Source organism: Pseudenemella bisphenolivorans (assembly GCF_051133435.1).
GTDB lineage: Bacteria > Actinomycetota > Actinomycetes > Propionibacteriales > Propionibacteriaceae > JAAYAO01.
On sequence record NZ_JBPGNY010000003.1, the window covers coordinates 111,392 to 126,426 of the forward strand.

13 protein-coding genes are annotated in these 15,035 nt (G+C 69.0%); 5 read left to right on the forward strand and 8 right to left on the reverse strand.

Annotation, left to right across the window (positions count from 1 at the left end; all coding sequences use genetic code 11):
• Positions 1-9: 9 nt before the first annotated feature.
• Complete coding sequence (locus ACR4XW_RS08000; protein WP_434760021.1) at positions 10-450, forward strand: nuclear transport factor 2 family protein; 441 nt, start codon at positions 10-12, stop codon at positions 448-450.
• Positions 451-554: 104 nt separating this feature from the next.
• Here the strand turns inward: ACR4XW_RS08000 and ACR4XW_RS08005 are convergent, their stop codons facing one another.
• Positions 555-2,771: an NADP-dependent isocitrate dehydrogenase gene (locus tag ACR4XW_RS08005; RefSeq protein ID WP_434760022.1), complete on the reverse strand. Its 2,217-nt coding sequence runs from the start codon at positions 2,769-2,771 to the stop codon at positions 555-557.
• A gap of 191 nt (positions 2,772-2,962) precedes the next feature.
• On the opposite strand from ACR4XW_RS08005, the gene purU reads away from it, so the two are divergent.
• The 3 genes from purU to ACR4XW_RS08020 all read left to right on the forward strand — a co-directional run bounded on the left by purU (position 2,963) and on the right by ACR4XW_RS08020 (position 5,718).
• On the forward strand, positions 2,963-3,820 hold the full coding sequence (gene purU, locus ACR4XW_RS08010; protein WP_434760421.1) for a formyltetrahydrofolate deformylase: 858 nt from the start codon (positions 2,963-2,965) through the stop codon (positions 3,818-3,820).
• Between the two features lie 123 nt (positions 3,821-3,943).
• On the forward strand, positions 3,944-4,936 hold the full coding sequence (locus ACR4XW_RS08015) for a malate dehydrogenase (protein ID WP_434760023.1): 993 nt from the start codon (positions 3,944-3,946) through the stop codon (positions 4,934-4,936).
• Positions 4,937-5,085: 149 nt separating this feature from the next.
• Positions 5,086-5,718: a DUF4190 domain-containing protein gene (locus ACR4XW_RS08020; RefSeq protein ID WP_434760024.1), complete on the forward strand. Its 633-nt coding sequence runs from the start codon at positions 5,086-5,088 to the stop codon at positions 5,716-5,718.
• A 52-nt stretch (positions 5,719-5,770) separates the two neighbouring features.
• On the opposite strand, the gene ACR4XW_RS08025 is transcribed toward ACR4XW_RS08020, so the two are convergent.
• From ACR4XW_RS08025 to ACR4XW_RS08050, 6 genes are all read right to left on the reverse strand, one after another.
• Positions 5,771-6,058, reverse strand: a complete 288-nt coding sequence (locus tag ACR4XW_RS08025) for a DUF3017 domain-containing protein (protein ID WP_434760025.1) — start codon at positions 6,056-6,058, stop codon at positions 5,771-5,773.
• 2 nt (positions 6,059-6,060) lie between these two features.
• The gene (locus ACR4XW_RS08030; RefSeq protein WP_434760026.1) at positions 6,061-6,936 is read right to left on the reverse strand and encodes a bifunctional methylenetetrahydrofolate dehydrogenase/methenyltetrahydrofolate cyclohydrolase; all 876 of its coding nucleotides are present in this window, start codon (positions 6,934-6,936) and stop codon (positions 6,061-6,063) included.
• A gap of 13 nt (positions 6,937-6,949) precedes the next feature.
• Positions 6,950-8,515 carry a bifunctional phosphoribosylaminoimidazolecarboxamide formyltransferase/IMP cyclohydrolase gene (gene purH / locus ACR4XW_RS08035; protein WP_434760027.1) on the reverse strand — a complete coding sequence of 522 codons (1,566 nt, stop codon included), beginning with the start codon at positions 8,513-8,515 and terminating at the stop codon, positions 6,950-6,952.
• The gene (gene purN, locus ACR4XW_RS08040) at positions 8,508-9,080 is read right to left on the reverse strand and encodes a phosphoribosylglycinamide formyltransferase (protein ID WP_434760028.1); all 573 of its coding nucleotides are present in this window, start codon (positions 9,078-9,080) and stop codon (positions 8,508-8,510) included. Before purN ends, purH begins: the two co-directional genes overlap by 8 nt.
• 84 nt (positions 9,081-9,164) lie before the next feature.
• Positions 9,165-10,964 (reverse strand): ABC transporter ATP-binding protein, encoded by a 1,800-nt coding sequence (locus tag ACR4XW_RS08045; protein WP_434760029.1) that lies wholly within the window; start codon positions 10,962-10,964, stop codon positions 9,165-9,167.
• On the reverse strand, positions 10,961-12,751 hold the full coding sequence (locus ACR4XW_RS08050; RefSeq protein WP_434760030.1) for an ATP-binding cassette domain-containing protein: 1,791 nt from the start codon (positions 12,749-12,751) through the stop codon (positions 10,961-10,963). The genes ACR4XW_RS08045 and ACR4XW_RS08050 overlap by 4 nt, the downstream gene beginning before the upstream one ends.
• A 55-nt stretch (positions 12,752-12,806) precedes the next feature.
• Between ACR4XW_RS08050 and ACR4XW_RS08055 the strand changes: the two genes are divergently transcribed.
• On the forward strand, positions 12,807-13,436 hold the full coding sequence (locus ACR4XW_RS08055; RefSeq protein WP_434760031.1) for a hypothetical protein: 630 nt from the start codon (positions 12,807-12,809) through the stop codon (positions 13,434-13,436).
• A 244-nt stretch (positions 13,437-13,680) separates the two neighbouring features.
• On the opposite strand, the gene ACR4XW_RS08060 is transcribed toward ACR4XW_RS08055, so the two are convergent.
• Positions 13,681-14,964, reverse strand: coding sequence for a cell division protein PerM (locus ACR4XW_RS08060; RefSeq protein ID WP_434760032.1), 1,284 nt, complete (start codon positions 14,962-14,964; stop codon positions 13,681-13,683).
• Positions 14,965-15,035: the final 71 nt, after the last annotated feature.

A 15,035-nucleotide genomic window follows, 5' to 3' on the forward strand; every position in this document is an offset into this window, starting at 1 on the left:
GGGTCCGTCATGGTCTACCACGCGATCGTCGCCAACAAGCTCCGCAAGCTCTGGGCCGAAATGGGTCACGGCCAAGCCGGTGCCGCCATCTCCCAGGCCTCCGACCGTCTGCACTTCCGGTTCATCGCACCACCACCACTGGGCGTGGAACTGCGCGGCCAGGAGGCCTTCGCCGCCTGGTTCGAACTGCTGTACAGCTACTTCCCCGACCTGAACTTCGAACTCACCGACGTTCAGGTCAGTGGATGGCCGTGGAAGACCCGCGCGGTGGTGCGCCTCAATATCAGCACCACCCTCGCCGATGGCTCGCCCTACACCAACGAGGCCGCACAGTTGCTCACCATCCGGTGGGGCAAGCTGGCCGAGGACGATGTCTTCGAGGACACCGCCAAATTGGCCGAGGCGATCGCGATCCAGCGGGCTCACGGCCTCGGTCCGCGCGCGGACTGAGCCGGCGCGACCAACTCAACGCAGCACCGGCACCTCGCCAGCACCGAAGCCCGACACAGAACGAGGGCCGTCCCACAGTGGGAACGGCCCTCGTCGAGTGGGTGTCAGACGCCGATCTCGTCGATGATCCGGTTCAAGGTGGCCGAGGGACGCATCACCGCGGCGGTCTTGGCGTCATCGGGACGGTAGTAACCGCCCAGATCGGCCGGCGAACCCTGCACCTCGATCAGTTCGCGATCGATCGCCTCGGCGTTGTCGGTCAGTTCCTTCGCGATCGGTGCGAAGGCCTCGGCCAACTCGGCGTCGTCGCTCTGGGCGGCCAGGGCCTTGGCCCATTCGGTGGCCAGGAAGGCGTGGCTGCCCCGGTTGTCGATCTCACCGGCCTTGCGGCTGGGCGACTTGTTCTCGTTCAGCAGCGCCTCGGTGGCCGCGTCCAGGGTGTCGGCCAGCACGGTCGCGCGGGCGTTGTCCTCGTTCGCGGCCAGATGGCGGAAGCTCTCGGCCAGGGCCATGAACTCACCCAGCGAATCCCAACGCAGGTGGTTCTCGGCCACCAACTGCTGGACGTGCTTGGGTGCCGAACCGCCGGCACCGGTCTCGAACAGGCCACCGCCGTTCATCAGCGGCACCACCGACAGCATCTTGGCCGAGGTACCCAGTTCCAGAATCGGGAACAGGTCGGTGAGGTAATCGCGCAGCACGTTGCCGGTCACCGAGATGGTGTCCTTGCCCTCGCGGATTCGGTCGACCGAGAACTTGGCGGCCTCCTCCGGGGTCATGATCCGGATGTCCAGGCCGTCGGTGTCGTGTTCGGGCAGGTAGGCGTTGACCTTCTCGATCAGGTTCGCGTCGTGGGCGCGGTCGGCGTCCAGCCAGAACACCGCCGGGGTGTCGGAGACCCGGGCGCGGGTCACGGCCAGCTTCACCCAGTCGCGGATCGGGGCGTCCTTGGTCTGGCAGGCGCGCCAGATGTCACCGGTCTCGACCTCGTGCGACATCAGCACCTCACCGGCGGCGTTGACGACCTGCACCTTGCCGGGGGCGGTGATCTCGAAGGTCTTGTCGTGGCTGCCGTATTCCTCGGCCTTCTGGGCCATCAGCCCGACATTGGGTACCGAGCCCATGGTGCGCGGATCGTAGGCACCGTTGGCCCGGCAGTCGTCGATGACGACCTGGTAGACCCCGGCGTAGCTGGAGTCGGGCAGCACCGCGAGGGTGTCGTGTTCCTCACCGTCGGGGCCCCACATGTGGCCCGAGGTGCGGATCATGGCCGGCATCGAGGCGTCCACGATCACATCGGAGGGCACGTGCAGGTTGGTGATGCCCTTGTCGGAGTTCACCATCGCCAGGCGGGGGCCGTCGGCCAGACCCTGCTCGATCGCGGCCTTGATCTCGGCGCCGTTGTCGACCTTGTCCAGGCCGGCCAGGATGCCACCCAGACCGTCGTTGGCCGACAGCCCGGCGGCGGCCAGATCGGCGCCGTACTTGTCGAAGACCTCGGGCAGGAAGGCCTTGATCACGTGGCCGAAGATGATCGGGTCGGAGACCTTCATCATGGTGGCCTTCAGGTGCACCGAGAACAGCACATCGAGTTCCTTGGCCTTGGCGATCTGCTCGGCCAGGAAGGCGTCGAGGGCCGCAGCCCGCATCACGGTGCCGTCGACGACCTCACCGGCGAGCACCTTGAGGTCGTCCTTCAGTGCGGTGACGGTGCCGTCGGCGGCCACGTGCTCGATGCGCAGCACATCGTCGGACTCCAGCACCACCGACTGCTCGTTGGAGCGGAAGTCGTCTGCGCCCATGGTGGCGACATTGGTCTTCGAGTCGGCGGTCCAGGCACCCATCGAGTGCGGGTGGTTGCGGGCGAAGTTCTTCACCGCGGCCGGGGCGCGCCGGTCGGAGTTGCCCTCGCGCAGCACCGGGTTGACCGCCGAACCCTTGACCTTGTCGTACCGGGCTTGGATCTCACGCTCTTCGTCGGTGCGCGGCTCGTCGGGGTAGTCGGGCAGGTCGTAGCCCTGCGACTGCAGTTCGGCGATGGCCGCCTTGAGCTGGGGCACCGAGGCCGAGATGTTCGGCAGCTTGATGATGTTGGCTTCGGGGGTCTTCGCCAACTCACCCAACTCGGTCAGCGCGTCACCGATGCGCTGCTCGTCGGTCAACCGGTCGGGGAACTGGGCGATGATCCGGCCCGCCAGGGAGATGTCCCGAGTTTCCAGATCGACCCCGGCCGTGGACGCAAACGCCTGCACGATCGGCAGGAAGGAATACGTGGCGAGCAGTGGCGCCTCGTCGGTGTGCGTGTAAATGATCTTGCCCATGTGGCGAAGCTCCCTCGTTGGATCGTCGAGGCGCGCGTCTTGCCGCGGCGCACGCCCGTCCCAGCTTAGCGGTGACCGGCGGCACGGCCGAAGTCGTCCGCGGTGCCGCCGGTACTGTCCGGGGGTGTGGTTCTGCGCACCGAACGCTGCCCGGAAAGGGCTGCCGACGCACTAGGCTCGGCCAAATGAGCATGAGCCCCAGCGACCGCCCGCAGCAGTGGGTGCTGTCCCTCACCTGCCCCGACCAACCCGGCATCGTGCATGCACTCACCGGGGCGATCGTGGCCGCCGGCGGCAATATCACCGAGCTGCAGCAGTTCAGTTCGGCCGACACCGGACGGTTCTTCACCCGGATCCAGGTCGAGGACGCCGGTCACGACGAGTTGCGCGCCGAACTGGAACCGGTCTGCGCCGGGCTGGAGGCCTCCTGGCATCTGGACGAGTTCGGACGTCCGGTGCGCACCCTGGTGCTGGCCTCCAAGGCCGGGCACTGTCTGAACGACCTGCTGTTCCGCCAGCGGGCCGGCCACCTGCCGATCACCATTCCCACGGTGCTGAGCAATCACGACGTGCTGGCACCGTTGGCCGGTTTCTACGGGGTGCCCTTCGAGTCGCATGTGGTCACCCCCGAGACCAAGGACGATGTCGAGGACCGGATTCTGCACCTGGTTGCCGAGCACGACATCGAACTGGTGGTGCTGGCCCGGTACATGCAGATTCTCTCGCCGCGGTTGTGCGAGGCCCTGGCAGGTAGGGCGATCAACATCCACCACTCCTTCCTGCCCGGCTTCAAGGGCGCCAACCCCTACCGGCAGGCCCACCAGCGTGGCGTGAAGCTGATCGGTGCCACCGCCCACTTCGTCACCAGCGACCTGGACGAGGGCCCGATCATCGAGCAGAACGTGGTACGGGTCGACCACACCCGCAGCCCGCACCAGTTGATGTCGATCGGGCAGGATCAGGAGTCGGCGACGCTGACCGAGGCGGTCAAGTTGTTCGCCGAACACCGGGTGCTGTTGGACGGCGTGCGCACGATCGTCTTCCACTAGCCGCCCGGACGGGACGGGTTCGTTGACCCGCGGGCACCCCGAGGAAGGCCGATCCGATGCTGCTAGCGTCGGATTGTGACGGCCGCAACCCGCGGCGCCCCTCGCCCACCAAGGAGACACCACGTGAGTAACACTCCAGTCAAAGTCGCTGTAACCGGTGCGGCCGGTCAAATCTGCTACAGCCTGCTCTTCCGCATCGCCAGTGGTGCGCTGCTCGGCCCCGACCAGCCGGTGCAGTTGCAGTTGCTGGAGATCACCCCCGCCCTGAAGGCCCTCGAGGGTGTGGTGATGGAACTCGACGACTGCGCTTTCTCGACGCTGGCCGGCGTGGAGATCGGCGACGACCCGAAGAAGGTCTTCGAGGGCACCAACCTGGCCCTGCTGGTGGGCGCCAAGCCGCGCGGCCCGGGTATGGAGCGCTCCGACCTGCTGCGCGACAACGGTGCGATCTTCACCGCCCAGGGCAAGGCCCTCAACGATGTGGCCGCCGACGACGTGCGGGTGCTGGTGACCGGTAACCCGGCCAACACCAACGCGCTGATCGCGCTGAGCAATGCCCCCGACATCCCGGCCGAGCGCTTCAACGCGCTGACCCGCCTGGACCACAACCGGGCGATCTCGCAGTTGGCCGCCAAGACCGGGACGACCGTCGACCGGATCAAGAAGATGACCATCTGGGGCAACCACTCCGCCACCCAGTACCCCGACCTGTTCCACGCCGAGGTCGACGGCAAGATCGCCGCCGAAGTCGTGAACGACCAGGCATGGCTGGAGAACGAGTTCATCCCGACCGTGGCCAAGCGTGGCGCCGCGATCATCGAGGCCCGGGGCTCGTCCTCGGCCGCCTCGGCCGCCAACGCCACCATCGAGCACATGCGCGACTGGGTGCTGGGCACCCCCGAGGGCGACTGGGTCTCGATGGCGGTGCCGTCCGACGGTTCCTACGGCGTGCCCGAGGGCATCGTCTCGTCCTTCCCCTGCACCGTGACCGATGGCAAGTACAGCATCGTCCAGGGTCTGGAGATCGACGACTTCTCCCGCTCCAAGATCGACGCCTCGGTGGCCGAACTGTCCGAGGAGCGCGATGCGGTGCGTGAGTTGGGTCTGATTTCCTGACCCATCACCGCCGGTGAGCACCCCGGCAAGCATCGATTCCCAGGTCCCGTCCGCACCCCGCGGGCGGGACCTGAATCGTCTTCACCAGCACCGTCGGGCCGATTCGGCCGTAGTTGGGACTGACCGGTTCTTGAGCCACAATGGAGCCCATGAGTTCGAACGCCTCCCCCCACCCGGATGCGGGTAATCCGAATCCCTACAGCCGTGAAGCGGCACCGGGGCAGGGTCTGGGCGAAGAGAACCGCGAATTGGGGCCGGACGAGATCGCGGCCGCGACGGCTTGGGCCGCTTCCCTGCAACAGCAGTCGAACCCCGCCGATTCGGCCTACGCGGCCGAGGCCTATGCCGATCCCTACGTGGCCTATGCCGACCCGTACCTGGATCAGCAGCCGTGGAATCCGTACAGTGCCGACCCCTATGCCGCGCCGCACCCTTATGCCGGCCAGCATCCGGCGACGAATCCCTACACCCAGGTCAATCCCTATACGGCAGTGACCCCGGCCCAGGGGTACGGGCTGTACACGCCCTACCCGCCGGTGCGGCCCAACCACCCGATGGCGGTGCCGTCGTTCGTGATCAGCCTGATCAGCTACATGGTGTGCCCACTGTTGGGCGTGGTCGGCATGGTGATGGGCATCAACGCGGTGAACGCGACCAATGCCGAACCGGAGAAGTACGGCGGCAAGGGCATGGCGATCGCCGGCCTGGTCCTGGGTGGGATCACCACCCTGATCAGCCTCTTCTTCGTCTTCTTCATCTTCCTGGGCGCGGTGGCTTGGTGACCACCATGCAGATGGGCCGGATGCAGTGACGCCCGAGGCGGTGCTGGTTGGATCAGAGCCGAGCCAGCACCAGCACCAGCAGGCCCACCCCGCACACCAGCAGGAAGATCACATCGAAGATCCGCCCGCGCACCGCCAACAGGCCCACCTCGCGCCGCGGTAACACCAGGCGCAGCAGGGCGCCCAACAACAGGCCGCCGGAAAAGACCAGCAACCCGACCGGCCACCACCACCAGGCCAGCACCAGACCGGTCAGCACCACCGCCAGCACCAGCAGCAGCGGCCACTGTTTCTGGGTCAGGGCGGCGGCTCGCGCGGCCAGTCGGGCTTCCTCGGGCATCGTCAGCCGTTCGCCTCGGCGGCGTCGACAACATCGTTCGCTTCAGCGGCGTCAACAACATTGCGCAGCAGCATCGCCCGGGTCATCGGACCCACCCCGCCGGGCACCGGGGCCACCAGCCGGGCCTTCTCCCACACACTCGGGTGCAGGTCACCGACCAGGCCATCATCAGTACGGGTGATACCGACATCGACCAGCACCGACCCGTCCTTGACCATGTCGGCGGTGATCAGCCCGGGTGATCCGGCGGCGGCGATCACGATGTCGGCGGCGCGGGTGTGGGCGGCCAGATCCCGGGTGCCGGTGTGGCACAGGGTGACGGTGGCGTTCTCCGAGCGGCGGGTCAGCAACAGTCCCATCGGACGGCCGACCGTGGTGCCGCGACCCACCACGCAGACCTCGGCCCCGTTGAGTTCCACGTCGTAGCGGCGCAGCAGTTCGATGATGCCGCGCGGGGTGCACGGCAGCGGGCCGGGCTCGCCCAGCACCAGCCGACCCAGGTTGGCCGGGTGCAGACCGTCGGCGTCCTTGTTCGGATCGATCAGGCCGAGCGCCCAGTTGTCGTCCAGATGGCCGGGCAGCGGCAACTGCACGATGTAGCCGGTGCAGGCCGGGTCGGCGTTCAACTCGTTGATCCGCGCCTCGACATCGGCCGCGGAGGCGTCGGCGGGCAGTTCGACCTTGATCGAGGCGATCCCGACCTGTTCGCAGTCGCGGTGCTTGCCGCGCACATAGGAGTGCGAACCGGGGTCGTCGCCCACCAGCACGGTGCCCAGGCCCGGCACCACCCCGCGTTCGCGCAGGGTGGCCACCCGGGCGGCGAGTTCGTCCTTGATCTGTGCGGCGGTTGCCTTGCCGTCGAGTTTCTCCGCGGTCATCGCGTCGCTCCAATCAGTGGAAGAAGTGGCGGGTGCCGGTCAGGTACATGGTGACCCCGGCGGCCTTGACGGCCTCGATCACCTCGGCGTCGCGCACCGAACCACCGGGCTGGACGACCGCGCGCACACCGGCGTCGAGCAGGATCTGCAGACCGTCGGCGAACGGGAAGAAGGCATCGGAGGCTGCGACCGAGCCGCGGGCCCGGTCGGCACCGGCACGTTCCACCGCGAGTCGGGCCGAGTCGACCCGGTTCACCTGGCCCATCCCGACCCCCACCGAGGCCCGGTCGTGGGCGAGCAGGATCGCGTTCGACTTGACCGCCCGGCAGGCCCGCCAGGCGAATCGCAGGTCGGCCAGGGTGGCCTCGTCGGCGGCTTCCCCGGCGGCCAGGGTCCAGCTCGCCGGGTCGTCACCGGGGGCGTCCAGTTGGTCGGGGGCCTGCAGCAGCGCACCGCCGGAGATCGGGTGCAGGGTGCGGTCGCGATGGGTGTAGGCCGGCACAGTGAGCAGCCGGATGTTCTTCTTGCGGCTCAGGATCTCCAGGGCGCCGTCCTCGTAGCCGGGGGCGAGCACCACTTCGGTGAAGATCTCGGCGACCGCTTCGGCCATCTCGACACTGACCGGACGGTTGGTCGCGATCACCCCGCCGAAGGCCGACACCGGGTCGCAGGCGTGCGCCTTGCGGTGGGCCTCGGCGATGTCTGCGCCGACCGCGATGCCACACGGGTTGGCGTGCTTGATGATCGCCACCGCCGGATCGTCGAAGTCATAGGCGGCGCGGTAGGCGGCCTCACCGTCGGTGTAGTTGTTGAAGCTCATCTCCTTGCCGTGCAGCAACTCGGCCTGCACGATGCCCGCGGGGCCGGGCGCGTAGTTGTACAGCGCGGCCGGCTGATGGGAGTTCTCGCCGTACCGCAGGGAGCCGATCTTGGTCCAGGACGCCCCCAGCCAGTCGGGGAACAGCGGGTCGTCGCCGGTGGCCACGGTCGACTTCATCCAGGAGGCGACCGCGATGTCGTAGTTGGCGGTGTGCACGAAGGCGTCGGCGGCCAGGGCGCGGCGCTGCTCCAAGGTGTAGCCGCCGGCGGCCAGCGCCGCGGTGAGCCCGTCGTACTGCTCGACCGAGGTCAGCACCGCCACCGAGGGGTGGTTCTTCGCCGCGGCGCGCACCATGGTCGGCCCGCCGATGTCGATCTGTTCGATGCATTCATCGGGGGCCGCACCGGAGGCGACGGTTTCGGTGAAGGGGTAGAGGTTGACCACCACCAGGTCGAAGGGGGTGATGTTCAGGTCGGAGAGTTGCTGCTGGTGATCATCCAGTCGACGGTCGGCCAGAATGCCGGCGTGGACGTGCGGGTGCAGGGTCTTGACCCGGCCGTCCAGACATTCGGCGAAGCCGGTGACCTCCTCGATGCCGGTGACCGCGATACCGGCGTCGGCCAGGGTGCGGGCGGTGGAGCCGGTGGAGACGATCTCCACCCCGGCGTCTGCGAGCAGCCGGCCGAGTTCGGTGAGGCGGGTCTTGTCGTAGACCGACACCAGGGCGCGGCGCAGCGGAATGATCATGTCCTCAGTCATTTTTCTCCTCGGCCAATGCGGCCACCGTGTCGACGAGCAGTTCTCGTTCCACAATCTTGATGCGTTCGTGCAGGCTTTCGACCGTGTCCCCCGGCCAGACCTCGACCGCCTGCTGGGCGATGATCTTGCCGGTGTCGACCCCGGCGTCGACATAGAACACCGTGGCGCCGGTGACCTTCACCCCGTGGGCCAGGGCGTCGGCGGGGGCCTGCATACCGGGGAAGGCCGGCAACAGGGAGGGGTGGGTGTTGATCATCCGGCCGTCGAACTCAGCCAGGAAGGTCTCCCCGACCAGCTTCATGAACCCGGCCGAGACCACCAGGTCGGGACGGTGTGCGGCCACCAGTTCGGTGAGTTCGGCATCCCAGCGGGCGCGGTCTTCGCCCTTGCGGTAGGGGTGGACGAAGGTGGGCACCCCGGCCTCGGTCGCCCGCACCAGCCCGTGGGCGTCGGCGCGGTCGGAGCCGACGGCAACCACCTCGGCCGGGTATCCGCCGTGGTTCACGGCGTCCAGCAGGGCTTGCAACAACGTCCCCGAACCGGAGACCAGCACCACGATGCGCACCCGGTCAGCCTATCCGGCCCACGGTGGGGTTGGTCGAATGCGCGGACGCGCGGACCCGGGTCACGACGCCGCCCTACCCAGCGATCACCGGTATCCGGCGGCCTGCAGTCCGTACAGCTCGGCGTACGTGCCCCCGGCGGCGAGCAGTTGCTCGTGCGTGCCCACCTCGGCCACGGCGCCGTCGGCCATGACCACCACCAGGTCGGCCGCCGAGACGGTCGAGAAGCGGTGCGTCACCAGCACCGTGATGCCACCGTTGTCGCGGGTCCGGCGGGCGGCCTCGGCGTACCCGTCGAACAGGGCGTGCTCGGTCGCCGGGTCGAGCGCCGAGGTCGGCTCGTCGAGAACGAGCAGCAGCGGATGACGGCGCATCATGCCGCGCGCGATCGCCAGACGCTGCCACTGACCACCCGACAGCCCGACACCGCCCCACTCCGGGCCGAGCTGGGTCTCCAGCCCGTTCGGCAGAGCCGTCAGAACGTCGCTCGCGGCCGCCCGCTCCAGCGCCCCGTGGACGACGTCATCGGTGGGCTCCTGCTGCAGGTCGCCCAAGGAGATCGCCTCCCGGGCGGTGAGCTCGAAGCGCGCGTGGTCTTGGAACGCCCCGGCACTGTGCTCGCGCCAGACGGCCAGGACGAGCGTGGTCAACGGCGTGCCGTCGACCGTGATCTCGCCCGCGTCGAGGTCGTACATGCCGGTCAGCACGTTGACCAGCGTCGACTTGCCGGCCCCATTCTCACCCACCACGGCGACCGTCGACCCGGCGGGCAGATCCAGTGAAAAACGTTGGAACGTCGGCGTGCTCGCACCCGGGTAGGTGAAGGTCACATCACGCAGCCGGATGCCATGCCGTAGCTTCGCCGGCGGTGACGCCGTGCCGGTGTAGCGCGCCGTGACCTCCTCGGCGTAGCGCTCCAGCCACAGCGCCCGCCGGCCGATGCGCGTCATCCGCGCGGCCAGCTGGGTCACCCACAGCATCGACCCCGACGACTCGCGCAGGGCGGAGACCACCAGCAGGGCGGCAGCCACCGTGCCGGCCGACACCCGGCCGGCCAGAGCGTCGGCCACCAACCACCAAAGCACGGCACCGGCGGCAAGCAGGTAGACGGTGCTCAAGATCGAGGCGAGCAGGCTGCTGCGCACGGCGGCGGATGCCTGAGGACGGCGCCAGGCCAGGACGGCGTGACCGACGCGGGCCGCCATCCGGTCGCGGGCGCCCATCACCCGCAGTTCACTCGCCGGCGCCGCCGTCGTGAGCGACTCCATCAGGTGGTTGCTCAACCGGCCGTCGGCCGCCGAGTCGGTCTCCGCCCGGGCATCCCACCGGGCGGTCAGGCGTACCGAGTACGCGATCGGAAGGACGACGAGCAGGAGCAGCAGCAGCCGGGGGTCAACCGCCCACGCCACGACGAAACCGGTGATCGGGGTGGCAAGGTTGTTGAGCACGTTGACGAACGACTGGAAGGCCATACCCATCGCGCCGCGGCGCTCGGTGAGGGTCTGCAGGCGGTCGCGGTGCGCCGGGTCGACGAGGTGGTCCATCGTGGGCGTGCCACCGCTGAGTCGGGCACTGCGCTGGTCGAACTCGAAACCCATCCGGTCGTTGACGATCATCCGGCTGTGCACGCCGAGCAACGTCACCAAGAAGACGAGGCCGTGCGAGGCGATCAGCCCACCGGCACCCCAGGCCACGGCAGGCAGCCGCTGCTCGACGACACCGGCGACAACCAGCCCCACGAACAGCGGGGTCAGCGATTCCAGCACCCGGCCGAGCACCTCGAGCAGGCTGATGAGGACGGCGAGCGGGCTGGAGCGCCAGCTGGCAGCGATGACGAAGCGCGTCGACGCCCAGGCCGACGGCTCGGCGACCGTGCGGCTGCTCATCGGGCGGCCTCCTCGTGGCGGAACCGGCTGGCCTGCAGGGTGAACATCTGCGCGTACTCGCCGCCGGCAGCCAACAGCTGCTCGTGCGGGCCGTCCTCGACCACGCCGTGCGGCCCCAGAACGACGATGCGCTCGGCGTGCCGCATGCTCGAGAGCCGGTGGCTGACCAGGATCGTCGTCATGCCACGGGTGGTGGCCAGAAAGTGCTCGAAGATCTCGGCCTCGACCCGCACGTCCAGCGCCGCCGTCGGCTCGTCGAGCACGAGCACCCCGGCCCCGGCCTCGACGGCAGCGAAAGCCCGCGCCAGCGCGATCCGTTGCCACTGACCGCCGGAGAGGTCGGTGCCGCCGGCATACCCCGGGTCGAGCGGGACGTCGAGCGAGCCCACCCGGTGCAGGACGTCGGTCGCCGCGGCTGAACGCAGCGCCGAGTGCGCCTGCTCGTCGGTGCCGCCGTCCACCCCGAGCAGCACGTTCTCACGCAGCGACAGGTGGTAGCGCACGAAGTCCTGGAAGATCACGGCCACCCGGCGTCGGGTCACGTCATCGGTGAACGGGTCGGCGTCGTCGACGCGCACCGTGCCCGATGACGGCGGGTACAACCCGGCCAGCAGCTTGATGAGCGTGGACTTGCCGACACCATTGACTCCGACTACGGCCACCGACTGACCGGCGGGGACCGTCAGCGACAGCCCCCGGAACACCGGCGTCCCCCGACCGGGGTAGGTGAACGAGACGTCGTCCAGCCGGATGCCGGCCGCGCGTCCGACCACGTCGTCCGGGAGATCGGAGGCCACGGGAACACTTGCTGCAGAGGCGGACTCGAGCTCTGCCAGTCGGACGGCGTATACGCGCGCCCGCGCAGCCTGAGCTGAGGTGTCGCCGAGCGGGCCGAACGAGCGCATCCCGGCCATCGCCTGCAGCGCCGCCAGCAGCACGGCGGTCGACACCCCACCCAGCCACGCCTGACGCACCAGCAGCCCGATCGCTGCACCGGTCACCAGCAGCACCAATAACCCGGCGGCGAGGGCGGGCCGCAGCGCCCGGTTGCGGCGGGCCTGCATACCGGCCTGCGCGGTCAACCAGATCGTGGCGTGCCGGCCGGCCAGGTGCTCGGTGAGCCCGAACAGCCGCACCTCCTTGCCGGCCGCCCGCTCGGTGAGCAGGTGGTGCAGGTACTGCGTGCGTCGCCCGTCGATCGAGGCGTTGTCGAGCAGGTCGCGCTGGATCGTCGAGATGTACCCGGTGAAGACGCGCCCGAAGAGCACCTGGACGGCGATCAGTGCGACGACGGGCACCCACGACCAGCGCGCGAGCAGCACGACGGCCGCCACACCGGTGGTGCGGACGTAGAGGCTGCGCCACACCTCCGGGATGCAGAACAGCCCGAAGTGCCCGCGCAGGTCGTCCAGCAGCGCGGTGAGCCGGCCGGACTCGGCGGGATCCTCCAGGTGGGCGATGCCGTGAGGAGCGTTGGCCAGCAACGCGATTCGCCGATGTTGGTCGGCGGAGACCTGACGCTGGTGCGCGGCCGCCAGGGCGATGAGCAGGTTGACCGCCACCGGCTGGACGACGAGCGCCGCCACCGTGAGCGCGAGCAGTTGGTGCACTCGGTCGGCCGTACCACCGGTGGCGAGTGCCCCGACAAGCTCGGCCGTCCCCCACATTGTCAGGTAGGTCGAGACACCGCTGAACAGCACGAGCAGCCAGCCGGTCGCCGTGAGCACGGGGGAGGCGGCCCACATGCCGGCCCAGAAGGTGCGTTCGCGACGCCAGGAGGAGTGCATGCGCAGAACGCTAGGAAGGCACCTACTTCGACTACCAGTGGCATAGTCTGAGTAGATGAAGAACGAGCTGCACGTCGACGACCCCGCCCTGGCCAAGGCTCTGACCGCTCAGGTGGGCTCGGACTTCCTGTCGCCGTACTTCGACCAGGCGCGCAGCGTGCGAGAGGCCTGTGACTACCTCGACCAGCCGATGGGCAAGGTGCATTACTGGACCCGCCGGTGGCACGACCTCGGGGCCTTGGAGATCGTCGAACGTGTGCCGCGCAAGGGCCGCGCGATCGCCCGATACCGTTGTGTGGCCCGCGAGTTCGTGATCACCCACGAGCTGCTGCCTGAGACCTTGCTCGCGCAGCAGTTGCAGCGCACCAACCAGCGGCTGCTCGACGGCCTGTTGACGTCGGTGCCGCAGATGGCCTACGAGGGCCGCCTCACGATCCACCAGCCGCCGGGGCAACGCAGCGTGACGCACGACCGGACCACACTCGACGGCAGCAATGAGAGCAGCTCGCTCAGCTCATCCTTCCAACTGCTGCTGACCGAGCAGGAGGCTCGGCAACTGCGCGCCGAGCTGAACGCCGTCCGAGACCGCTGGCTGGAGCGGGCCGGTGGCCGGGACCGCCGGCTGCGGCACCAGGGGTACACCCTCTCGCTCACCGTGCTGGCGACCACACCGCTCGATCGCTGACGGCGGAGCCGGCAGTCCCGGTGCGTGCCCAGGAACTGCCACGCCTTGTCCCAGTCCCACGCGGCGCCGCCGACATCCCACATCGTGCGTACCCCTCCTGCTGCAACCAGCCTGTTTGTTGCCCAGCATCGCCGTATGCAGCTTCGCGACGCGAAAACGGGCCAGTTCCAGCAGCCGGGCGCGCAGAGGTAAGTCCGGGGCTGCTCGAAGTCGAGCCCCGCAAGCCGCGGAGACCGGACGGTCCCTATTCCCGGGTTTCCTCGGAGTCGCTCTCCACACCAACCACAGTGCGCAGGCGTCGTAGGCGCAGCAGACCGATCACCAGGCCGGTGACCACCCCGCTGATGCCCAGCACGCCCAGCGACATGATCAGCAGTTCCAGTAGCCGGGGGCCGACCCCGACCAGGTGTTCGGTGCCCAGGTCACCACCGCTGACCGCGGCCAGGGCGACGAACACCAGAGCAGCGAGCAACCCGGCCAGGCCGCCGATCAGGGCGGTCTCGTCGAATCGTGCCCGGGGGCGTTGCCGGACGGTCCAGGTCGCGGCCACCACACCACCGAGGGCCCCGCCCAGTAGCCACCACAGCGGGTGAACCGAGTTGACCCCTTCGGACGGCAGGGCGCCCAGCACCGGAATCGCCGGCAACAGACCCAGGTCGGTCACCGCCGGGGAGACGACCGATTCGACGCCGAAGGTGAACCCGGCGCCGAGCATCCAGGAGCCGGTCCACAGCACCGCGTTGGGCAGGAAGAGTGCCTGGAGGACCCACAACAGGACGGTGCCGGCGGTGTTGGCCTCCAGGGATTGCGCCAGCTCATCGACCCGTTGCCAGTGCATGATCACCGCCGCGACCAGAATCGCCAGGCTCAACAGCAACAGGGTCGCGACCGAGGCCATCGTGCCGTGCACCACTGCCGGCCAGGGACGCGGCAGTCGCGACAGCCAGCGGTAACGGGCCCCGCGGGCAGCGCCCAACCAACCGAAGATGGCGGCCAGTACCGCAGCCCCCAGGAAGGCCCGGGCGGCCTGTTCCCCACCGCCGACCCACACCGCAGCCACGGCGGGCCCGATCACGTAGCCGAGAACCACCCACCCGGTCGCCCGCCGGGCGGCCCGGGCCCGATCGCGTTCGGTGGGGTCATTGCTGCCGGCCAGCTCCTGGCGGGCGGCGAAGGTCGCGACCGCGTGCACCATCACCGAGAAGAGCAGGGTGAGCCCCAGCGGAATCACCGTCCACTTCATCGGCCCGGCCTCGAACCCGCCGCCGTGGCCGGCCACCCAGGCTCCGGTGGCGATTTGGAGGGCATCGGTGAGGCTGCCCACCCGCGCGGTGAGCCAGGCGGCAACCACCAGTCCGGCAACCAGAATCCAGCCTCCGGCGGCGGCCACCAGACCGCCGAAGAAGCCGGCGAGAGTCGGCGGCATCACCCGATCGCTGATGGGTTCGTCGGGGCTGTCGTCATGGTCGGCGGTGGTGACCGCCAACGTGATCTGGGGGCCGCGACGGCGGCTGGAGCCGGTACTCATGTCGGCTCCATGCTCACCCCTGCCGGCACCCTGACTCGCAATGACACGCCTGATGCCGGTAAACTTCCGTG